Annotated in this window: 18 protein-coding genes; 6 read left to right on the forward strand and 12 right to left on the reverse strand. The window is 56.2% G+C overall.

The window, feature by feature from the left end:
- Window positions 1-5: 5 nt before the first annotated feature.
- From nuoH to lrhA, 8 genes are all read right to left on the reverse strand, one after another.
- Window positions 6-983, reverse strand: a complete 978-nt coding sequence (gene nuoH / locus SCU88_RS17695) for an NADH-quinone oxidoreductase subunit NuoH (RefSeq protein ID WP_138098575.1) — start codon at window positions 981-983, stop codon at window positions 6-8.
- A complete protein-coding gene (gene nuoG / locus SCU88_RS17700; protein WP_138098577.1) occupies window positions 980-3,706 on the reverse strand; it encodes an NADH-quinone oxidoreductase subunit NuoG in 2,727 nt (908 codons plus the stop codon). The genes nuoH and nuoG overlap by 4 nt, the downstream gene beginning before the upstream one ends.
- A 165-nt stretch (window positions 3,707-3,871) precedes the next feature.
- Window positions 3,872-5,215 (reverse strand): NADH-quinone oxidoreductase subunit NuoF, encoded by a 1,344-nt coding sequence (gene nuoF / locus SCU88_RS17705; RefSeq protein WP_138098579.1) that lies wholly within the window; start codon window positions 5,213-5,215, stop codon window positions 3,872-3,874.
- Window positions 5,212-5,712: an NADH-quinone oxidoreductase subunit NuoE gene (gene nuoE / locus SCU88_RS17710; RefSeq protein ID WP_138098581.1), complete on the reverse strand. Its 501-nt coding sequence runs from the start codon at window positions 5,710-5,712 to the stop codon at window positions 5,212-5,214. The genes nuoF and nuoE overlap by 4 nt, the downstream gene beginning before the upstream one ends.
- Before the next feature lie 2 nt (window positions 5,713-5,714).
- On the reverse strand, window positions 5,715-7,526 hold the full coding sequence (gene nuoC / locus SCU88_RS17715; protein WP_175341204.1) for an NADH-quinone oxidoreductase subunit C/D: 1,812 nt from the start codon (window positions 7,524-7,526) through the stop codon (window positions 5,715-5,717).
- 89 nt (window positions 7,527-7,615) lie between these two features.
- Window positions 7,616-8,290, reverse strand: a complete 675-nt coding sequence (locus tag SCU88_RS17720; RefSeq protein WP_138098586.1) for a NuoB/complex I 20 kDa subunit family protein — start codon at window positions 8,288-8,290, stop codon at window positions 7,616-7,618.
- A 15-nt stretch (window positions 8,291-8,305) separates the two neighbouring features.
- Window positions 8,306-8,752, reverse strand: a complete 447-nt coding sequence (gene nuoA, locus SCU88_RS17725; RefSeq protein ID WP_138098588.1) for an NADH-quinone oxidoreductase subunit NuoA — start codon at window positions 8,750-8,752, stop codon at window positions 8,306-8,308.
- 628 nt (window positions 8,753-9,380) lie between these two features.
- Window positions 9,381-10,319: a transcriptional regulator LrhA gene (gene lrhA / locus SCU88_RS17730; protein WP_175341205.1), complete on the reverse strand. Its 939-nt coding sequence runs from the start codon at window positions 10,317-10,319 to the stop codon at window positions 9,381-9,383.
- Between the two features lie 1,004 nt (window positions 10,320-11,323).
- On the opposite strand from lrhA, the gene SCU88_RS17735 reads away from it, so the two are divergent.
- The 4 genes from SCU88_RS17735 to SCU88_RS17750 all read left to right on the forward strand — a co-directional run bounded on the left by SCU88_RS17735 (window position 11,324) and on the right by SCU88_RS17750 (window position 14,049).
- Window positions 11,324-12,538 (forward strand): aminotransferase class I/II-fold pyridoxal phosphate-dependent enzyme, encoded by a 1,215-nt coding sequence (locus SCU88_RS17735; RefSeq protein ID WP_175341206.1) that lies wholly within the window; start codon window positions 11,324-11,326, stop codon window positions 12,536-12,538.
- An 80-nt stretch (window positions 12,539-12,618) separates the two neighbouring features.
- Window positions 12,619-13,218, forward strand: a complete 600-nt coding sequence (gene yfbR, locus SCU88_RS17740) for a 5'-deoxynucleotidase (protein WP_175341207.1) — start codon at window positions 12,619-12,621, stop codon at window positions 13,216-13,218.
- 184 nt (window positions 13,219-13,402) lie between these two features.
- Entirely contained in the window at window positions 13,403-13,594 is a 192-nt protein-coding gene (locus tag SCU88_RS17745) for a type II toxin-antitoxin system HicA family toxin (RefSeq protein ID WP_138098596.1), read from the forward strand.
- A 14-nt stretch (window positions 13,595-13,608) separates the two neighbouring features.
- Complete coding sequence (locus SCU88_RS17750; protein ID WP_138098598.1) at window positions 13,609-14,049, forward strand: type II toxin-antitoxin system HicB family antitoxin; 441 nt, start codon at window positions 13,609-13,611, stop codon at window positions 14,047-14,049.
- A 32-nt stretch (window positions 14,050-14,081) separates the two neighbouring features.
- Here SCU88_RS17750 and SCU88_RS17755 read toward each other — a convergent pair whose 3' ends face one another.
- The 4 genes from SCU88_RS17755 to yfbV form a co-directional block, all read right to left on the reverse strand.
- Complete coding sequence (locus tag SCU88_RS17755; RefSeq protein ID WP_175341208.1) at window positions 14,082-15,914, reverse strand: SLC13 family permease; 1,833 nt, start codon at window positions 15,912-15,914, stop codon at window positions 14,082-14,084.
- 78 nt (window positions 15,915-15,992) lie between these two features.
- On the reverse strand, window positions 15,993-16,649 hold the full coding sequence (locus SCU88_RS17760; RefSeq protein ID WP_138098601.1) for a sugar phosphatase: 657 nt from the start codon (window positions 16,647-16,649) through the stop codon (window positions 15,993-15,995).
- 15 nt (window positions 16,650-16,664) lie between these two features.
- On the reverse strand, window positions 16,665-17,159 hold the full coding sequence (locus SCU88_RS17765; protein WP_138098603.1) for a YfbU family protein: 495 nt from the start codon (window positions 17,157-17,159) through the stop codon (window positions 16,665-16,667).
- A 94-nt stretch (window positions 17,160-17,253) separates the two neighbouring features.
- Window positions 17,254-17,709, reverse strand: a complete 456-nt coding sequence (yfbV, locus tag SCU88_RS17770; RefSeq protein WP_138098605.1) for a terminus macrodomain insulation protein YfbV — start codon at window positions 17,707-17,709, stop codon at window positions 17,254-17,256.
- A 358-nt stretch (window positions 17,710-18,067) separates the two neighbouring features.
- Here yfbV and ackA point away from each other — a divergent pair, with 358 nt between their 5' ends.
- Both ackA and pta read left to right on the forward strand, forming a co-directional pair.
- Window positions 18,068-19,270 (forward strand): acetate kinase, encoded by a 1,203-nt coding sequence (ackA, locus tag SCU88_RS17775; RefSeq protein ID WP_175341209.1) that lies wholly within the window; start codon window positions 18,068-18,070, stop codon window positions 19,268-19,270.
- 80 nt (window positions 19,271-19,350) lie between these two features.
- Window positions 19,351-21,489 carry a phosphate acetyltransferase gene (gene pta / locus SCU88_RS17780; RefSeq protein WP_138098609.1) on the forward strand — a complete coding sequence of 713 codons (2,139 nt, stop codon included), beginning with the start codon at window positions 19,351-19,353 and terminating at the stop codon, window positions 21,487-21,489.
- Window positions 21,490-21,550: the final 61 nt, after the last annotated feature.

Raw genomic sequence — 21,550 nt, forward strand, 5'->3', positions numbered from 1 at the left:
ACCCCTTATGGCATCTGCCAGAGAATGACCGCGGCGGTCACCAACAAATTGATCAGCGTCAGTGGCAGGCACACCTTCCAACCGAAGGACATGACCTGGTCATAACGCGGGCGCGGCAGTGACGCGCGGATCAAAATAAACATCATCATGAAGAATGCGGTTTTCAGCGCAAACCAGATGAAGGGCGGCAACCACGGACCATGCCAGCCACCGAAGAACAGCGTGACGATCAGCGCCGAAACGGTGACGATTCCGATGTATTCCCCGACGAAGAACAGACCGAACTTCATGCCGGAATATTCGATATGGTAACCATCCGCCAGCTCCTGCTCGGCTTCCGGCTGGTCGAAGGGGTGACGGTGACACACCGCAACGCCTGCGATAGCGAAAGTGACAAAGCCGAAGAACTGCGGAATGACGTTCCACAGATGCGCCTGGTTGTTGACGATGTCGGTCATATTGAATGAACCGGCCTGCGCCACCACACCCATCAGGGAGAGCCCGATAAACACCTCATAGCTCAGGGTCTGGGCCGAAGCGCGCATCGCCCCCAGCAGAGAGTATTTGTTGTTACTCGACCAGCCAGCGAACAGCACCGCGTAGACCGCCAGACCCGCCAGCATCAGGAAGAACAGAATCCCGATGTTCAGATCGGCCACCACCCAGTTAGGGCTGACCGGCACAATAGCAAAGGCCAGCAGCAGCGAGGTGAAGGCGATCATCGGCGCCAGGGTGAAGATGACGCGGTCCGAGAATTTCGGGATCCAGTCCTCTTTAAAGAACATCTTGATCATGTCCGCCACCAGCTGCAGCGAACCGCCCCAGCCCACACGGTTAGGTCCGTAGCGGTTCTGGAACAGGCCCAGCAGACGACGCTCGCCAAAACTCATAAAGGCGCCGCAGGTGACCACGACCAGCAGGATCACAATGGCCTTCAGGACGCTCAGCAGGATCTCGATAACATCCGGTGTTAACCAACTCATTGCGCTGCCTCCCTCAGGTTATCAAGACGTGCCCCGGCAAGGACCGGCGCGATACCCGGCATGCCCATCGGTAATCCCACCAGACCCGGCGCCAGCCCTTCGGAAAGCGTGAGCGGCAGCGTAATGGCCTGCCCTTCCCAGCTAAAGGTCAGCATGGCGCCTTCGTTAACGCCAAGCTTTGCAGCATCGGCCGGGTTAAGGCGCACCGTAGCCTGCGGCATACGGCTCTGGAACACCGGCGAGCGAGCCGACATCTCGTCGCTGCCAAACAGGTGGTAGTAAGGTGCGATCAGCCAGCTTCCTTCCTGCTGAGTAAAACGTGCAGGAACGTCACTGAAGTAATCAAGCTGACCGTCGGCCGCTTCGATCAGGCGAACGCCAGGATCGCCATGGCGTAAATGGCCGCCCACTTCGTCCTGGAATTTGTTCCAGGCCTGCGGGGAGTTCCAGCCTGGCGCCCAGGCAAAAGGTACCTGAGAGCGCGCGGCTCCCGGCTGGTTGTTCCCTTCCATTGAGAAGGCGAACATTGAGTCCTGATCCTGCGGCTGACGCGGTTCATGCACGCTGATGTTGGCGCGCATGGCGGTACGGCCGCTGTAACGGTGCGGTTCACGCGCCAGTTTCTGACCGCGGATGCGGAAAGAGGCATCAGGAGCGGCATCTTTAATACCGGCCAGTTCCGGGAACTGCTTAATGCAGGCGTCGATCACGTGGTCAAGCTGGGTCCAGTCCACCTCGCGGTTTTCCACCGTGCTGTGCAGCGAATGCAGCCAGCGCCAGCTTTCCAGCATAATCGCACTGCTGTCGTAGTAGGTCGGGTCGTAAACCTGGAAGAAGCGCTGGGCGCGACCTTCATTGTTGATGACCGTTCCGTCGCTTTCTGCGAAGCTGGCAGCGGAAAGCACCAGATGCGCATGATCCATAATCGCCGTGCGCTGATGGTCGACAACCAGCACCAGCGGCGCCTTGCTCAGAGCCGCATCAACCCGCGCTTTCGAAGCGTGACGATGCAGATCGTTTTCCAGCACGATGACCGCATCGGCGCTGCCGTTTTCCAGCTCGGTGAGCGCCTCATCAAGCGAACCGCCGCCAATCATGCCCAGCCCAACGCTGTTGACCGCACGGGCAACCATAGTGACGCCGACATCGGCACCGCGCCCTTTCAGCGCTTTGGCCACGTTGGCCGCTGCCTGCAGCACGGCTTCACTACCGGCGTTAGTGCCTGAAATAATCAGCGGTTTCTTCGCACCAGCCAGCGCCTGTACGATGACATCCACCTTACGGCCCAGCTCCGGATCCAGCCCTTCCACTGCCGGAGCGCTGTCGTCCAGCCCGTGGGCAATAGCGAAGCCAAGACGCGCCTGATCTTCCACCGGCGCCTTATAGGTCCAGGCTGCCATATCGTCGAGGCGGGTAGCATCTACGTTGGTGACAAACAGCGGGTGTTTGGCGTGCTGACCGATATTCATGATGGCGGCAATCTGCCAGTCGGCCACCTTCTGGGCGGCAGCCATCTCACGCGCCTTCCCCTTAATCGCCTGGCGGATAGCCAGCGCAACGCGGGCGCCGGTCTGGGTGATATCCTCACCGAGGACCAACACCGCATCATAGGATTCGATATCACGCAGCGATGGCGTGCTGACGCCGCTTTCACGCAGCACCTTCAGCATCATCTGAATGCGCGCCTGCTCGCCACCGGCAATGCCGGTATAGAAGTTGTCGGCACCCACCAGCTCGCGCAGCGCGAAGTTGCTTTCAATGCTGGCGCGCGGTGAACCGATACCGATAACCTTTTTAGACTGACGCAGAATATCCGCCGCGCCCTGCATCGCCTGCTCAGCGTTGAGCGCAATCAAATCATCGCCACGGCGCTGTACCGGCTGGCGTGGACGGTCTTTCAGGTTAACGTAGCCGTAGCCGAAACGGCCGCGATCGCACAGGAAATAGTGGTTTACGCTACCGTTATAGCGGTTCTCAATGCGACGCAGCTCGCCATAGCGCTCACCGGGGCTGGTGTTACAGCCGATGCTGCACTGCTGGCAGATGCTCGGAGCGAACTGCATATCCCACTTACGGTTGTAGCGCTCGGAGTGAGTCTTATCGGTAAAGACCCCGGTCGGACAGACTTCCACCAGGTTGCCGGAAAACTCACTCTCGAGCGTACCGTCTTCCGGGCGCCCGAAATAGACGTTGTCGTGGGCGCCGTAAACCCCAAGGTCGGTGCCGTCCGCGTAATCTTTGTAGTAACGCACGCAGCGGTAGCAGGCGATACAGCGGTTCATCTCGTGAGAAATAAAGGGGCCGAGTTCCTGATTGCGGTGGGTGCGCTTGGTAAAGCGGTAACGGCGGAAACTGTGGCCGGTCATTACCGTCATATCCTGAAGGTGACAGTTGCCCCCTTCTTCGCACACCGGGCAGTCGTGGGGATGGTTAGTCATCAGCCACTCCACCACGCTTTCGCGGAACTGTTTTGCCTCTTCATCATCAATAGAGATAAAGGTGCCGTCAGCGGCCGGGGTCATACAGGACATCACCAGGCGGCCGCGGGTATCTTCCGCATTCTGATACTGCTTCACCGCACACTGGCGGCAGGCACCTACGCTTCCCAGCGCCGGATGCCAGCAAAAGTAAGGAATATCAAGGCCGAGGGAGAGACAAGCCTGTAGCAGGTTATCCGCTCCATCTACCTCGTATTCTTTGCCGTCTACATGAATCGTAGCCATAGTCAGCATGCTTCCAGTTGGCCCGGCGAATACCGGGCGTTAATCAAAATTCGTAAAACCACCCTCACCCTGCCCTCTCCCTCCGGGAGAGGAGGAACCCGAAGGCCGGGTTCCCGCTTTATCTCCCTCTCCCCTGTGGGGAGAGGGTCGGGGTGAGGGGGCTAATCACCAGCGCGTCTTTAACAGGTTAGGCTGGATGCCGTTAATGGCATGCAGGTTGCTGAAGTCCTGTTTAATGCCCGCTTCAAATTCGTCGCGGAAGTATTTGATCGCGCTTTGCAGAGGCTCCACGGCACCGGGCGCGTGAGCACAGAAGGTTTTCCCCGGCCCCAGGAAGCGGCACAGTTGCTCCAGGGTTTCGATGTCGCCCGGCTGCCCTTCACCACGCTCCAGCGCCCGCAGGATCTTCACGCTCCAGGGCAGACCGTCGCGGCACGGAGTACACCAGCCGCAGGATTCACGGGCAAAGAACTCTTCCAGGTTACGCACCAGAGAGACCATATTGATTTCGTTGTCGACGGCCATCGCCAGCGCAGTACCCAGACGGCTGCCGGCTTTGCCGATACTGGCAAATTCCATAGGCAGATCGAGGTGTGCATCGGTCAGGAAGTCGGTCCCGGCGCCGCCTGGCTGCCAGGCTTTCAGCGTCAGACCATCGCGCATACCACCGGCGTAGTCTTCCAGAATCTCGCGAGCGGTAGTGCCGAACGGCAGTTCCCAGACGCCGGGGTTTTTCACCCGACCAGAGAAGCCCATCAGCTTAGTACCGCAATCTTCGCTCTTACCGGCTGAGATGCCTTTGTACCAGTCAACGCCGTTCGCCAGAATCGCCGGTACGTTACACAGCGTTTCCACGTTGTTCACGCAGGTCGGCTTACCCCATACCCCGGCAGTGGCGGGGAACGGCGGCTTGGAGCGTGGATTCGCGCGGCGCCCTTCCAGCGAGTTAATCAGCGCCGTCTCTTCACCGCAGATGTAACGACCCGCGCCGGTATGCACAAACAGCTCGAAGTCAAAACCAGAACCGAGGATATTTTTCCCCAACAGCCCGGCTTCGGTCGCCTCCGCGATGGCGCGACGCAGGTTCGCCGCCGCTTCCACATATTCGCCGCGCAGGAAGATGTAGCCGCGGTACGCCTTCAGAGCGAAAGCGGCAATCAGCATGCCTTCCACCAGCAGGTGCGGCTGCTGTTCCATCAACAGACGGTCTTTATAGGTGCCAGGCTCCATCTCATCGGCGTTACATAGCAGGTAGCGGATGTTCATGGATTCATCTTTCGGCATCAGGCTCCACTTCAAACCCGTGGAGAAGCCCGCGCCGCCGCGCCCTTTCAGGCCAGCGTCTTTCACCTGAGCGACAATCTCATCCGGCGCCATGCTGCCAAGGGCCTTCCTGGCACCTTCATAACCATTTTTGCTGCGGTACTCATCCAGCCACACCGGCTGTTGATCGTCGCGCATGCGCCAGGTCAGAGGATGGGTTTCGGGAGTCAGGGTGATCGGCTTCATTTATACTGCTCCAGTAGTTCGGGGATCCCGTCCGGCGTCAGATGACTGTGGGTATCTTCGTCAATCATCATAGTCGGCCCCTTGTCGCAGTTGCCCAGACAACAGGTGGGCAGCAGAGTAAAACGGCCGTCGAAGGTGGTCTGACCCGGTTTGATCTGCAGGTGCTTTTCAATCGCCGACTGAATGCCCTGATAGCCGGTAATGTGGCATACCACGCTGTCGCAATAGCGAATCACGTGGCGCCCCACCGGCTGGCGGAAGATCTGGCTGTAGAATGTCGCCACGCCTTCCACGTCACTACCCGGAATCCCCAGGATCTGCGCAATGGCTTCGATGGCGCCGTCCGGCACCCAGCCGCGCTGCTTCTGGACGATCTTCAATGCTTCAATGGAGGCCGCACGAGGATCCTCATAGTGATGTTTTTCGTGCTCGATCGCCTCGCGCTCAGCGGCACTCAGCTCAAAAGCCTCGGTTTGTGGTTGTTGATTCTCGTGCATAATTAGCGATCCACATCTGACATGACAAAATCGATACTACCCAGATAGACGATCAGGTCCGATACCAGGCTGCCGCGGATCGCCGACGGGATCTGCTGCAGGTGCGCGAAGCTCGGCGTGCGCACGCGAGTACGGTAGCTCATGGTGCTGCCGTCGCTGGTCAGGTAGTAACTGTTAATCCCCTTGGTGGCCTCCACCATCTGGAAGGATTCGTTGGCCGGCATGACCGGGCCCCAGGAAACCTGCAGGAAGTGGGTGATCAGGGTTTCGATATGCTGCAGCGTGCGCTCTTTCGGCGGCGGCGTGGTCAGCGGATGGTCGGCCTTAAACGGACCTTCCGGCATATTGTTCAGACACTGCTCCAGAATCCGCAGGCTCTGGCGTAGCTCTTCCACCTTCAACATCACGCGGGTGTAGCAGTCGCTGACACCGCCGCCCACCGGCACTTCGAAGTCGAAGTTTTCATAACCGGAGTACGGGCGCACCTTACGCACGTCGAAGTCGATACCGGTGGCGCGCAGCCCTGCCCCGGTGGTGCCCCACTCCAACGCCTCTTTCGCGCCGTAGGCGGCCACGCCCTGGGAACGGGCCTTCAGGATGGTGTTACGCAGCGCCGCTTTCTCATAGGAGTCCAGACGCTTCGGCATCCACTCAAGGAATTCACGCAGCAGGCGATCCCAGCCGCGCGGCAGATCGTGCGCCACGCCGCCGATGCGGAACCAGGCCGGGTGCATACGGAAACCGGTGATCGCTTCCACCAGGTCGTAAATCTTCTGGCGGTCGGTAAAGGCGAAGAAGACCGGCGTCATGGCGCCGACGTCCTGAATAAAGGTGGAGATATAGAGCAGGTGGCTGTTAATACGGAACAGCTCAGAGAGCATCACGCGAATCACGTTGACGCGATCCGGCACGGTAATGCCCGCCAGCTTTTCAACCGCCAGCACGTAAGGCATTTCGTTAACGCAACCGCCCAGATACTCGATACGGTCGGTATAAGGGATGTAGCTGTGCCAGGACTGACGCTCGCCCATCTTTTCCGCGCCGCGGTGGTGGTAACCGATATCCGGCACGCAGTCGACGATCTCTTCGCCGTCCAGCTGCAGGATAATACGGAACGCACCGTGGGCCGACGGGTGGTTCGGCCCCAGGTTGAGGAACATAAAGTCCTCATTTTCGCTACCGCGCTTCATGCCCCACTCTTCCGGCTTGAAGGTCAGCGCCTCCATTTCCAGATCTTCTTTCTGTTTGGTCAGGGTGAAGGGGTCGAATTCGGTGGCGCGCGCCGGATAGTCTTTACGCAGCGGATGCCCTTCCCAGGTGGGCGGCATCATGATGCGGGTCAGGTGCGGGTGGCCGGTAAAGGTAATACCGAACATCTCCCAGGTCTCGCGCTCATACCAGTTGGCGTTCGGGAAAAGTTTGGTGAAAGTCGGCACATTCAAATCGTTTTCCGCCAGCGCCACTTTCAGCATAATATCGCGGTTGCGATCGATGGAAATCAGGTGGTAGAAAACGGAAAAATCCGCGTCGGGCAAGCCTTCGCGGTGTGTGCGGAGTCGTTCATCCATGCCATGCAGATCGAAAAGCATGACATAAGGTTTGGGAAGCTTCCTTAAAAACTCCCCCACTTCCAGGAGCTGTTCTCTTCTGACCCAGACAACGGGAACCCCGGTACGGGTCGCCTGGACAGTAAAGGCATCCGGCCCAAAACGGTTGCGCAGTTCGCCAATGACTGGATCATCCAGATGATCCCGGGTTTGCCAGCCTGGCTGTGTCACGTCTTGCGCGGTTAAGTCGGTCATATTGTTCACCATTGCCAACGGTTCAATGCTGACTGCCGGTCGTGACCTCGCGCTTATGGGTTTTAATATGCGAGGGGAGGTTTCACGACCGCAGACGTCGGTTAAATTTCGTCTGGTGTACGCAGGTTTGTCACGGCAATGCGTTCGCCGCGCTTACGTTCGCGCTCAGACTGCATATTGGCGCGATAAACCCCCTGGTCGCCTACGACCCAGGAGAGCGGACGGCGCTCTTTGCCAATAGACTCCTGCAAAAGCATCAGCGCCTGCATATACGCTTCCGGACGCGGTGGGCAGCCTGGAATATACACATCTACCGGCAGGAATTTATCCACCCCCTGCACCACAGAATAAATATCGTACATGCCACCGGAGTTGGCGCAGGCCCCCATAGAGATGACCCATTTGGGCTCCAGCATCTGATCGTAAAGACGCTGAATAACCGGTGCCATCTTGGTAAAGCAGGTGCCAGCGACCACCATAAAATCCGCCTGACGCGGAGAGGCGCGGAGAACTTCGGCGCCGAAGCGCGCAACGTCGTGCACCGCCGTAAAGGAGGTCACCATTTCAACGTAGCAGCAGGAAAGGCCGAAGTTATAAGGCCACAGGGAATTTTTACGCCCCCAGTTCACCATATCGTGCAGCGCATGCTCGAGCTTGCCCATATACACGCTGCGGTGTACATGCTGCTCGAGAGGATCGGCTACGGTCTCCTGCTTTTGCAGGGGGTAACGGTCATTCTCGCCGTTAGGATCTATGCGAGTGAGCGTATAGTCCATCTGATTGCCTCGCGTTTAGCGTTGTTGGTGAGTGTGACTGTTGGTCGGTTCCGGATTAACAAGCTCGCGGCGCGAACGCGCGGGCGTCCAGTCCAGCGCGCCGATACGCACCAGATAAACCAGACCTGCCAGTAGCACTAAAATGAAAATTGCGGCCTCGATAAATCCTACCCACCCGCTTTCGCGAACGGAGATTGCCCATGCGTAAAGATAAAGCGCTTCTACGTCGAAGATGACGAAGAACATGGCAACCAGATAGAACTTAGCTGAAAGGCGTAAGCGTGCCGTTCCAACCGGATCGATACCTGACTCAAAGGGCGTGTTTTTGTGTCTTGCGCGAGCGCGACCACCCAGGAACCAGGCCCCGGCCAGCATCAGACAACACAGACCAATGGCAACAATGAAAAAGATGGCAAACGCCCAGTGGTGAGCGATGACTTCAATGGATGTTGACATACTCAAAGCTTTCTCAAAAAGTGGTTACGGAATCTCTGCCTGTGCGCATGCAGCAGATGAACACCACAATGATTTACGGGAAGGAACAAAAAACCGCACAATTTCTGCCACAAAGAAGAACGGTAAGGCAGCTAATTATTAGGGTTTTTTACCCCTTTCTATAACCTTTTGTCAACTTTAACAAAGGTATCCACACATTAGTTCACATAACACCATTCTCATTAACATTTTATGCCATATCGATTACATCTGCGGGACATATAGCCCAAAATGCTACTGTTGAATCGAGTCCGTCACTGTGTGAAAAGGGTACTACCCTACTATTCTGGCAGGAATTGTCAGAGTTTCATCCCCCCTGAAGGGAGTAATTTCTTGATCCAGGACACGGTTTTGTTAATTCACATAAAAAAGCAGCAACAATGACGGTGTTTTTTTAACAAGAAATGCGGCCTGTCATCCTGGATTCACGGTTTGAGATCAAAAAAAGCAGAGGCGCCTTTATAAAATTAGCGCATTTTTTCACCGCCAGCAGGCCTGCCGACGAGGAGAGGTTAAAAAACGAGCCGCCCGGCTTAAAAAACCGTTTAGCGGCCTGTTTTTAATCATTACGTTCGGAAAGTCACAGACGCTTTCATCAGTCGCCGCTGCTTTCGCCACGTGACTGCGCTTCGCCACTGGCGCCGCCGTTCTGGTAGTAATGCCAGGAGTTGTGTTCATCACCCAGCGCCCGGAACACGGCTTCCGCAAGCTCGCTGGAAGACGTATGGTGACGGCACAGATGATAGCGGGTTTCCGGCAGCTGCGGCAGGCCATCAGAATGTCCCAGCACGCGTAGCTCCTGACTCATCATCTCGACAGGGCGAGCGGTAATCCCCAGGCCCGCTTTCACCGCCGCCTTAACGGCCGGCAACGTAGACGCGACATAAGAGATACGCCAGGGAATGCCAGCTTCGTTCAGGAGCCCGACCATCATATCCCGGTAGGGGCTGGGTTCATCCAGTAATACCAGCGGCACGGTCTCCCCTTTCTGGAAGATATAATCAGCCGCGCAATACCAGAGCGTGGGCGAGGTACGTAATGTCAGGCAGTCAGCCTGCTCCAGGCGCGATGTGGTAACGACCAGGTCCACTTCTTGCTGACGCAGGATCTCGGGCATGCAAGGATTACGCTTTACCCGAACGTCAATCGCCAGCCGTGGCCAGGATGAGCTAATCCGGTTGAGTAAAAACGGCAGAATGGTATCTGCAGACTCATCAGAAGCGCCGATCGTCAGAACACCCTGGAGATCGTTAAACATTAATGAACTGCACGCTTCATCGTTAAAGCGTAGGATTTTTCTGGCATACCCCAGGAGCTGGATACCGTGTTCCGTTAGCAGCTTGTTGCGTCCATGGCGAGCGAACAGTTCTTTACCCACCAATTGCTCAAGCCGCTGCATCTGCTGACTGACAGCGGACTGAGTACGGCAAACGGCTGCAGCAGCAGCAGCAAAGGTATTCAGATCGGCGACTGCAACGAAGGTTCGCAGCAGATCAAGATCGAGGTTAAGTATCGGACGGTTTGCATTTATCATATTTTTTCACGTAGTAGGTTGCTCTTATGGAGCTGCCCCGGTTCTATTGCTGTGTATTATCAAAGAGATAAAGCAATTCCTTTTGAAGCACGTCTCCGTTCAGTTCTGAAGCTGCCTGTTCCTGGCAGTCATCCTGATTTATTTATTGGGACATCTATTCCTGGTACTGAAGGTTATTGACAGCATTTTTGTCGGATTCATATATCCTGTTAATCAATCCAACGGCCAAATTCTCGTTTTTATACGCTACCCCCGTCAATTAAAGTATGGAAATCATTGTCAACGCGTTTAAAGAATTAATGGTTTTTATCACTTCAGTAAAATTTAGCTTTAGGGAAATTAAACTATTTTACAGTTAGACTATTTGTTAGCTAATCCCTTCGAACTACATGGTTTTTGTGCGACTATCGCTTCCGGCAGATAACGTGGAACCGAGTTGGCCCACTCTGACGGTAGGGGAACATCTTATCGCAACTTTGCTTCATTTATAAGCTTTCTTGCGATTTATCTGATCTGTATCTGTTTTTGAAAGCTCTGTTTCACTGTTTATAACACTCAACAGAGAACCTACCCTATTAGAGGTATCTGAATAATTAATCATCCATTTTGCAACTTTAGCTTACAACGTTGTCTGTCTTACTCTACAGATTTTTAACCTGATAATTAATTTTCAAATCTTCTCACCTGGAAATGTTAACCATTACTTAAGTGAAAAACAGGATAATTCTGCATGTCGGGATCACACTTTCTCCTGGATAGCGCCTTGAGTAAAACCGTATCGCATTTAACGCTAAGTTATCTGTTCTTTCCCATAAAAACCTGTGGAATCAAAACATTATTTTATCCTGAGCCGTTTTTTTTTATTATTTCCCGAATGTTGTAACAATTGTCCCGTCTCGACGTTTTGGCCCTCTTTTCGGGCTTCAAAAGCGCGCGCGGGAGGAGTACATTGACAGGCGCTGCGCTTCCACGGCCGGAAGCCGTAACAATAAAAGGTCTGATTCATGTCACCCATCGAAAAATCCAGCAAACTCGATCACGTCTGCTATGACATCCGTGGCCCGGTACTAAAAGAGGCCAAACGCCTTGAAGAAGAAGGCAATAAGGTTCTGAAACTGAATATCGGCAACCCGGCCCCTTTCGGTTTTGAGGCCCCGGATGAGATCCTGGTGGACGTCATCCGCAATCTGCCAACGGCTCAGGGCTACTGCGACTCCAAGGGACTCTGGTCGGCCCGTAAAGCCATTATGCAGCACTATCAGCAGCGCGGCATGCTGGATATTACCACCGAAGATATCTATATCGGCAATGGGGTTTCAGAGCTTATTGTGCAGGCCATGCAGGCTCTGCTGAACAGCGGCGACGAGATGCTGGTACCAGCGCCGGACTACCCATTGTGGACTGCAGCGGTCTCTCTGTCCGGTGGTAATGCGGTGCATTATCTGTGCGATGAATCATCCGACTGGTTCCCGGATCTGGATGACATTCGTTCAAAGATTACGCCCCGCACCCGCGGAATCGTCATCATTAACCCCAACAATCCCACCGGCGCCGTCTATTCCAAAGAGTTGCTGCTGGAGATTGTTGAGCTCGCCCGCCAGCACGACCTGATCATTTTTGCCGACGAGATCTACGACAAGATTCTTTACGATGAGGCGCAACATCACTCTATTGCCGCACTGGCGCCCGATCTGCTGACCATCACCTTTAATGGTCTGTCAAAAACTTACCGCGTGGCGGGTTTCCGCCAGGGCTGGATGGTGTTGAACGGGCCGAAGAAACACGCCCGCGGCTATATCGAAGGGCTGGAAATGCTGGCGTCGATGCGGCTGTGCGCTAACGTCCCGGCCCAGCACGCCATTCAGACTGCCCTGGGCGGTTATCAGAGCATCAGCGAATTTATCCTGCCAGGCGGCCGTCTTTATGAGCAGCGTAATCGCGCCTGGGAACTGATTAACGATATTCCTGGCGTGAGCTGCGTTAAGCCAAATGGCGCGCTCTATATGTTCCCGCGCATCGATCCTAAGCGTTTTAATCTGCACGACGACCAGAAAATGGTGCTCGACTTCCTGTTGCAGGAAAAAGTACTGCTGGTTCAGGGCAGCGCCTTTAACTGGCCTTACCCGGATCACGTACGTATCGTCACCCTGCCCCGGGTTGACGATCTGGAGATGGCCATCAGCAAATTCGGCCGTTTCCTTTCCGGTTACCATCAGTAAAGCGCGCGGCAGCGCAGGGATTTGCATCTTCCCTTCGCTGCCCTCACAATGGCTCAATACCGTTTCCGGAATGATGTACTATGAGCCAGAGTCACTTTTTCGCCCACCTTTCCCGCCTGAAACTAATTAATCGCTGGCCGCTGATGCGCAACGTGCGTACGGAAAATGTTTCCGAGCACAGTCTGCAAGTGGCGATGGTCGCCCATGCGCTGGCGGCTATCAAAAACCGCAAGTTTGGCGGCAATCTTAACGCCGAACGTATCGCCCTGCTGGCGCTCTATCACGACGCCAGCGAAGTGCTAACCGGCGATCTACCGACACCAGTAAAGTATTTCAACACCCAGATTGCTCATGAGTATAAGGCGATTGAAAAGATAGCCCAGCACAAACTGGTCGAGATGGTTCCCGAAGAGCTGCGCGATATCTTCGCCCCGCTTATCGATGAACAGCAATGCAGCGCAGAGGAAAAATCGCTGGTTAAACAGGCAGATGCTCTGTGCGCTTACCTGAAATGTCTGGAGGAATTGTCCGCCGGGAACAATGAGTTTCTGCTGGCAAAGAGCCGACTGGAAAAGACCCTGGCCGAGCGAAAAAGTGAAGAAATGGACTATTTTATGCAGGTCTTCGTTCCCAGCTTTCATCTGTCGCTCGACGAAATCAGCCAGGATTCTCCGCTGTAACCGTTTCCTGGAGCCCGCTTCTGACGGGCTCTTTTTCTCTTCGTAACCTCTCGCAAAAAATCACTCTCTCCCGCCCTTTGGAACCACAACGCCGTATCATGCCGTGACGCATTTTTCATTATGGTCAGGCCGAACTTGATTTGTGTGTACTCGTGTGTATAAATATCACTACCGGGAGGGAGCCATGAAATCCGGCGATCTGATAAAAACGCTGACTGCGGCAGGTTGCATTCTGCGCCGCCAGGGCGGCGGCAGTCATCAAATCTGGTGGTCTCCCATTACCGGGCGTACATTCCCGGTCCCACATCCCAAAAAGGATTTACCTGTCGGCACGGTAAAAGCTATCAAAAGGATGGCGGGGATCCAGACCCACTAACCAGGAGGCCATATATGTTTTTCTCTGTTGGCGTTTGCTTACCGGAAAATGACCAGACCGCGTTCGGACTGGTGGTACCGGCTCTGTGTAACGAAAGCTACGGTTGCCTTTCCGCCGCCGATACCGAAGCGGAAATGGCCGCCAGGGCAAGGGAAGCCATTCTGCTTATTGTGGAACAGATGGCGGAAGACAGCGTCGATCTGTCCACTCTCCACGATGCGGGCACTCTGCGCTATAAGAAGGATCCCCAGTGGGTAGACTATAGCGAATGGTTCGCCGTCGATGTCGATATCAGCCGCTTTAGCGGTAAGCCGCTGCGCATCAATATTTCACTACCCGATACTCTGCTGGCCTGCATTGATAATCGGGTAAAAGAGAATCCCGCCGCTTATCGAGATCGTAGTCACTTTCTGGCCCAAGCGGCGCGTCACGAACTCTCGGCGCATCAGAAATAACCACCCGGCGTTAAACACCGGGCGGGAAGAGATCAGAACGGAAACAGTACCGGAATCAGCAACACGCAGACCACCATCACAATCAGGGTGAATGGCACGCCAATCTTCACAAAGTCGCTGAACTGATAGTTACCCGGCCCCAGCACCAGAGTATTCACCGGCGACGAAACCGGCGTCATAAAGGCGGCGGATGCCGCCATGGCGACCACCATCGCAAAAGGATAAGGAGAAACGCCCATCGACTTCGCCGCCGCCAGCGCGATTGGCGCCATCAACACCGCCGTGGCGGTGTTAGAGATAAACAGCCCAATGGTGGCGCACAGCACAAACAGACAAACCAGCATCAGATGCGGCCCGTAACCACCGCCCACCTCCATTAGCCCTTTAACGATCAGATCCACCCCGCCAGTTTTCTGCAACGCCAGCGCGAAAGGCATCATGCCCACAATCAGGATAATGCTTGGCCAGTGGATCGCTTTCCAGGCGCTTTCAGAGTCGATACAGCGAAACTTACCCATCAACAGACAGGCGATAATGGCCGCAACGGGATTGGGGACCTCATCGGTTAGCATCAGCGCTACCATCAGCGCCAGGCAAAAAATGGCATGGGGTGCCTGACTATGGGCAGGAGAGGCTTCCTGCTCTTCCACCGGCAAATTGAGCACCACGAAATCGCGGCTCTGCTGTCCTAGTTGGCTGATCAACTTCCAGTTACCGACAACCAGCAGGGTATCTCCCAACTGCAGCGGCTCATCCAGTAAGCCGCCCGCTATCGCTTCGCCGTTGCGCTTGATGCCCACCACGTTCAGACCATAGCGACTGCGAAACGCTATCTGACGCACCGTCTGTCCCATCAACTCCGACTCCGGCGTCATCACCACTTCGGCCATCCCTACGTCCAGCGCCTGGTCGGAAAAGTATTCGCCACGCAGTATCATCGGCTCCAGCATCTGTTCGCCACAGAATTCGCGCAGGTCGACTTCTGAATTGGACATATCGATCAACAGCACATCCCGCACCCGAAACTCGGTTCCACCGGTCGCGTTCACAATCACACGCCGGAAGCGACGCCAGCGTTCCAGGCCAATCACGTTAGCACCATAGCGCTCGCGCAGTTTCAGATCGTCCAGCCGCTGACCGATCAACGGAGAACCCGGGCGAATCGCCAGGCGCCGCGCCCGCCCGCTCAGGCGATACTCTTTAATCAAATCCCGAAAAGTCCGGCGCTTCCAGCCCTCTTTACCGTCGTCCCGCTCCCGTCCCTTCAGGGCGAAGCGCGCCACCAGCATATAGCCGATGCCCAGCAGCAAAATAACCGCGCCTATCGGCGTCACGCTAAAAAAGTGGAAGCCCTGCAGCCCTTCGCGCAGCAGTTCGCTGTTCACCACCAGGTTAGGTGGCGTCGCCACCAGGGTCATCATGCCGCTGATGAGACCAGCGAAGCTGAGCGGCATCATCAGACCCGAAGGCGCAATTTTCATACGCGCTGAAACGCTCAGCACCACAGGAATAAAAATCGCCACTACGCCGGTGGAGCTCATAAATGCGCCCAACCCGGCAACGGTAACCATCAGCAGCACCAGCATTTTGGTTTCGCTACTGCCCGCCACCTGTACCAGCCAGGAGCCCATCCGCGCCGCCACACCGGTGCGCACCAGCCCCTCGCCGATAATAAACAGCGCGGCGATCAGGATAACATTCGGATCGCTAAAGCCCGAAAAGGCCTCGCTCAGGGTCAGAGTGCCGCTCAATACAAAGGCGACAATCACCATCAGCGCCACGGCATCCATGCGTACCTTATCGGTCGCAAATAAAATAACGGCAATCGCCAACAGGGACAGAACCCAGATAAGTTCAGCGTTCACAACCCATCCTTGTTGAATTCACACAGACATGCATCATGCCATAAAAAAGCCCCGCCAGAAGCGGGGCCAAATCATTATTCAGTGCGTTTCCACCTGCGTTAAACCGCCGGGCTCAGGCAGTATTCGCAGCGCATCCAGGCGCGCGATAGCGAAGTCCACCTCGTCGAGGCGCGGCGTCCCCTGAGGCGCATTAACCGCAATCACCCGGCAGCCCGCCGCCAGACCAGCTTCGATCCCCGCAGGGGCATCTTCCACCACCGCGCAAGCTTCCGGTTGCAGCGCCAGACGTTGGGCGCCCAGCAGGTAGGCATCCGGCTGCGGTTTCCCCTTCGCCACCTGCTCAGCGGTCACCAGAACCTTCGGCTCCGGCAGCCCCGCCGCCCGGATCCTGGCCGATGCCACCGGCAGCGAGCCGGAGGTCACGATAGCCCAGGGCACACCCGCCGCGTTTAACTGTTCAAGCAGAGCCAGTGCCCCGGGCAGCGCGATGACACCGTCAGTATCTTCCGCTTCGATTTTCTCCAGCGCGTAGAATTCGCGTTGAATGTCCGCCTCATCACGCCCGGCCATAAAATGGCGCAGCGAGGTTATCGCCTGCTTACCGTGAATAAAGCTCAGCACCTCTTCATGGTTGATGCCGAAACGATCGGCCCAGCGGCACCATGCCCGCTCCACCACCGGCAGTGAATCCACCAGCGTACCATCAAGATCGAACAGGAATCCCTGACACTCCACGCATTACCTCCCGGTTCAGGCGTTAATAATCTGGCTAATTTCATTGGCGCTGAGGTGATACTGACGCGGGCAACCGTGCCAGACCTTCAGCATACGCTGGTATTTATCCCACATTGGCGTCTGCGAGTTAAAGCCGTGGCTGCCAGCATCGAAGTGGGCGTAGCGCCCTTCCACATTCACCATGAAGCGCACATAGCCCAGGAAACGCGCTTCGGTCGCGGCATCAAAACCCAGGAAGGTGACCCGACGCTCGTCGATCTCCTGGTTATCCTTAAGGTTGCTCCAGGAGACGTGCAGAGCGTGGTACATCTCCATCACATCGATGATTTCGCGGCAGGTCTCTTCCGTGAGCTGACCAAATTCGCGATCCAGCTCGCGCATCTGCAGCCCGTAGCCACGCTCCACGATGGTCTGCAGGCGACGATAACGCTCGGCGTTGTCCGGATCGAGCAGGGTCATCATTTTGTACTGGTTCGAAAGAATCAGACGCTGGGCGTTGGTCATTTCCATTTCTTTACTCCTCAAGGCTGAGAGCCTGCGAACAATAGACTAAAAAAAGAGGCACATAAATGTGCCTTCCTTTATATGCGTAATTCAGGGGGGATTACAAATCATCAAGAAAAGTTTTATCCAACTGGCGAAACGCGCGTTTAAGGGTTTCCGCCAGCGCCTGGTAGTCAGGCTTGCCCTGTACCGGCGTCATTGACTGCCCGGCTTCTTCCAGACGTTCCCGAACCTCATAGAACCACTGAAGGACTGACGGCGGCAGCGGCGTCACCGAACGCTTACCCAACCACCACAGCCCCTGTAGCGGCAGACTCAGCGCAAATAGCGCGGTTGCGACAGTCGGGCCGATCTGGCCCCCCAGGGCTATCTGCCAGCACAGCGTAAAGATGGCGATCGGCGGCATAAAGCGGATGGCGAAACGGGTAGCGCGAATCACGCGGTTTTCAACAAAGACGGGGGCAAGACGTTTTTCCATTGGCCACGTCCCGGCGTACTGCTGACCCCGACGAAACAGGCTAAACCCGCTCACCGGGCGATTCGGGGAAGATGACATGGCTTATACCTCAAATTCACAAACAAAAAATAAAATTTTTATGCAAGATAACAACAGTAAGTGACAAGATTCAAAATGTTTTGTCATTAAGTGGCGCAATCGAGTATCCTGTGCCGGCCTTTGGTGGCCGCCTTTTGATTCCCGTAGGGTTAACCGTAACGGAACACCTGGTGCCACATTTTGCGCTTTGCGCCTGTGTCTTTAGTTTACGCGAAATCGCCTGAACGCATGACTATTTCTTCGCCATGCCAAAATAAAGAACCTGGCATGACGTTAATCATAAACGTCGACGTCATCTTACGCTACGCTGAGAGACTGAATGTCGTTTTTTTAGCCACGTATATAAATAGGTACTTCCATGTCGAGTAAGTTAGTACTGGTTCTGAACTGCGGTAGCTCCTCACTGAAATTCGCCATCATTGATGCCGCTAACGGCGAAGAGCACATCTCTGGCCTGGCCGAGTGTTTCCACCTGCCGGAAGCCCGCATCAAATGGAAAATGGACGGAAATAAAGAAGAAGCCGCGCTGGGCGCAGGTGCTGCCCATAGCGAAGCGCTGAACTTTATTGTTAATAACATTCTGGCGCAGAAGCCGGAGCTATCCGCCCAACTGACCGCTATCGGCCACCGTATCGTGCACGGCGGTGAGAAATACACCCGCTCCGTTGTCATTGACGACAGCGTTATCCAGGGTATCAAAGACTCCGCATCTTTTGCACCGCTGCACAACCCGGCTCACCTGATCGGCATCGCAGAAGCGCTGAAATCCTTCCCGCAGTTGAAGGACAAAAACGTGGCCGTATTCGACACCGCGTTCCATCAGACCATGCCGGAAGAGTCTTACCTCTATGCCCTGCCATACAGCTTGTATAAAGAGCACGGCATCCGTCGCTATGGCGCTCACGGCACCAGCCACTTCTATGTCACCCAGGAAGCCGCCAAAGTGCTGAACAAGCCGGTGGAAGAGCTGAACATCATTACCTGCCACCTGGGCAACGGCGGTTCCGTTTCTGCGATTCGCAACGGCAAATGCGTTGACACCTCCATGGGTCTGACCCCGCTGGAAGGTCTGGTTATGGGCACCCGCTCCGGTGATATCGACCCGGCTATCATCTTCCATCTGCACGATACTCTGGGTATGAGTGTGGATCAGATCAACAAGCTGCTGACCAAAGAGTCCGGCCTGCTGGGTCTGACCGAAGTGACCAGCGACTGCCGCTACGTTGAAGATAACTACGACACCAAAGAAGATGCGAAGCGCGCGATGGACGTTTACTGCCACCGTCTGGCGAAGTACATCGGTTCCTACACCGCGCTGATGGATGGTCGTCTGGACGCGGTCATCTTCACCGGCGGCATCGGCGAAAACGCAGCGATGGTACGTGAACTCTCCCTGGGCAAACTGGGCGTACTGGGCTTCGAAGTCGATCACGAGCGCAACCTGGCTGCCCGCTTCGGCAAGTCTGGCTTCATCAATAAAGAAGGCACTCGTCCGGCCATCGTCATTCCGACCAACGAAGAACTGGTCATCGCGCAGGACGCCAGCCGTCTGACCGCCTGATTCCCCACCGCCAGCCCTGCTGGCGGTGTTGTTTTGTGTCGCGCCCGCCGCAGCGGGCGCCTGCAGCAAGAGGATAAATCGTGTCCCGTATCATCATGCTTATTCCAACCGGAACCAGTGTCGGCCTGACCAGCGTCAGCCTCGGCGTGATCCGCGCAATGGAACGTAAAGGCGTTCGTCTGAGCGTCTTCAAACCCATCGCCCAACCGCGCAGCGGCGGCGATGCGCCTGACCAGACGACCACCATCATCCGCGCTAACTCCGACCTGCCGGCCGCCGAGCCGCTGCGCATGAGCCACGTCGAGTCGCTGTTGTCCAGCAACCAGAAAGACGTGCTGATGGAAGAGATTATCGCCAACTACCACGCCAATACCAAAGATGCGGAAGTGGTGCTGGTCGAAGGCCTGGTGCCGACCCGTAAACACCAGTTCGCCCAGTCGCTGAACTACGAGATAGCCAAAACGCTGAACGCGGAAATCGTCTTCGTGACGGCACCCGGCACCGACAGCCCGGAGCAGATCAAAGAGCGTCTGGAACTGACTCGCAGCAGCTTCGGCGGCGCGAAGAACAGCAACATCACCGGCGTTATCGTCAATAAGCTGAACGCGCCGGTTGACGAGCAGGGCCGTACTCGTCCGGATCTCTCCGAGATCTTCGACGACTCCACCAAGGCCCAGGTCATCCACATCGAGCCCAAAAAACTGCAGGAAACCAGCCCGCTGCCAGTGCTGGGCGCCGTGCCGTGGAGCTTCGATCTGATAGCCACCCGCGCCATCGATATGGCTCGTCACCTGAATGCCGACATCATTAACGAAGGCGACATCAACACCCGTCGCGTGAAGTCTGTGACCTTCTGCGCCCGCAGCATTCCCCATATGCTGGAGCACTTCCGCCCGGGATCTCTGCTGGTAACTTCTGCCGATCGCCCCGACGTACTGGTCGCTGCCTGCCTCGCCGCCATGAACGGTGTTGAGATCGGCGCCCTGCTGCTGACCGGCGGTTATCAGATGGACGAGCGCATCGCCAAACTGTGCGAACGCGCCTTCAGCACCGGCCTGCCGGTCTTTATGGTCAGCACCAATACCTGGCAGACCTCGCTGAGCCTGCAGAGCTTCAACCTCGAAGTTCCGGCCGATGACCACGAGCGTATCGAGAAGGTTCAGGAATATGTGGCCAGCCACATCAGTCAGGAGTGGATCGACTCTCTGACCGCCACTTCCGAGCGCAGCCGTCGCCTCTCTCCGCCCGCCTTCCGCTACCAGCTCACCGAGCTGGCGCGCAAAGCAGGCAAGCGCGTGGTGCTGCCGGAAGGCGACGAACCGCGTACCGTCAAAGCGGCTTCTATCTGCGCACAGCGCGGTATCGCGACCTGTGTGCTGTTGGGCAACCCGGACGAAGTAAACCGCGTTGCGGCTTCTCAGGGCGTTGAACTGGGTGCCGGTATCGAAATCGTCGATCCGAACGTGGTACGTGAAAGCTACGTTGCCCGCCTGGTGGAGCTGCGTAAGAACAAAGGCATGACCGAAGCCGTTGCTCGCGAACAGCTGGAAGACAACGTCGTGCTGGGCACGCTGATGCTGGAGCAGGACGAAGTCGACGGTCTGGTTTCTGGCGCTGTTCACACCACTGCCAACACCATCCGTCCGCCGCTGCAGCTGATCAAAACCGCGCCGGGCAGCTCGCTGGTCTCTTCCGTGTTCTTTATGCTGCTGCCGGAACAGGTTTACGTCTATGGCGACTGCGCCATCAACCCGGATCCGACCGCCGAGCAGCTGGCTGAAATCGCTATTCAATCTGCTGATTCCGCCACTGCCTTCGGTATTGAGCCGCGTGTCGCGATGCTCTCCTACTCCACCGGTACCTCCGGCGCAGGTAGCGATGTAGAGAAAGTGCGTGAAGCCACCCGTCTGGCCCAGGAAAAACGCCCGGATCTGATGATCGACGGCCCGCTTCAGTATGACGCCGCCGTAATGGCCGACGTAGCTAAATCTAAAGCACCGAATTCTCCGGTTGCTGGTCGCGCTACCGTCTTCATCTTCCCGGATCTGAACACCGGTAACACCACTTACAAAGCCGTACAGCGTTCCGCTGATCTGATCTCCATCGGACCGATGCTGCAGGGTATGCGTAAGCCGGTGAATGACCTGTCCCGCGGCGCGCTGGTTGACGATATCGTCTACACCATCGCACTGACCGCGATTCAGTCCACCCAGCAGTAAGCTGTGGCGTACTGATGTCCGGGCCGTCCTTTGGGGCGGCCCGGACATTTCTCCCCCCAAA

Source organism: Jejuibacter sp. L23, from assembly GCF_050815825.1.
Lineage (GTDB): Bacteria > Pseudomonadota > Gammaproteobacteria > Enterobacterales > Enterobacteriaceae > Jejubacter > Jejubacter calystegiae.

What these genes read in the sequence shown, in the direction of transcription:
- yfbR (WP_175341207.1), top strand. Translation starts at nt 12,619, where the DNA reads ATGAGCCAGAGTCACTTTTTCGCCCACCTTTCCCGCCTGAAACTAATT.
- lrhA (WP_175341205.1), bottom strand. Translation starts at nt 10,319, where the DNA reads ATGATAAATGCAAACCGTCCGATACTTAACCTCGATCTTGATCTGCTG.
- SCU88_RS17745 (WP_138098596.1), top strand. Translation starts at nt 13,403, where the DNA reads ATGAAATCCGGCGATCTGATAAAAACGCTGACTGCGGCAGGTTGCATT.
- nuoH (WP_138098575.1), bottom strand. Translation starts at nt 983, where the DNA reads ATGAGTTGGTTAACACCGGATGTTATCGAGATCCTGCTGAGCGTCCTG.
- SCU88_RS17750 (WP_138098598.1), top strand. Translation starts at nt 13,609, where the DNA reads ATGTTTTTCTCTGTTGGCGTTTGCTTACCGGAAAATGACCAGACCGCG.
- SCU88_RS17765 (WP_138098603.1), bottom strand. Translation starts at nt 17,159, where the DNA reads ATGGAAATGACCAACGCCCAGCGTCTGATTCTTTCGAACCAGTACAAA.
- nuoE (WP_138098581.1), bottom strand. Translation starts at nt 5,712, where the DNA reads ATGCACGAGAATCAACAACCACAAACCGAGGCTTTTGAGCTGAGTGCC.
- nuoG (WP_138098577.1), bottom strand. Translation starts at nt 3,706, where the DNA reads ATGGCTACGATTCATGTAGACGGCAAAGAATACGAGGTAGATGGAGCG.
- nuoF (WP_138098579.1), bottom strand. Translation starts at nt 5,215, where the DNA reads ATGAAGCCGATCACCCTGACTCCCGAAACCCATCCTCTGACCTGGCGC.
- yfbV (WP_138098605.1), bottom strand. Translation starts at nt 17,709, where the DNA reads ATGTCATCTTCCCCGAATCGCCCGGTGAGCGGGTTTAGCCTGTTTCGT.
- SCU88_RS17720 (WP_138098586.1), bottom strand. Translation starts at nt 8,290, where the DNA reads ATGGACTATACGCTCACTCGCATAGATCCTAACGGCGAGAATGACCGT.
- nuoC (WP_175341204.1), bottom strand. Translation starts at nt 7,526, where the DNA reads ATGGTGAACAATATGACCGACTTAACCGCGCAAGACGTGACACAGCCA.
- ackA (WP_175341209.1), top strand. Translation starts at nt 18,068, where the DNA reads ATGTCGAGTAAGTTAGTACTGGTTCTGAACTGCGGTAGCTCCTCACTG.
- SCU88_RS17735 (WP_175341206.1), top strand. Translation starts at nt 11,324, where the DNA reads ATGTCACCCATCGAAAAATCCAGCAAACTCGATCACGTCTGCTATGAC.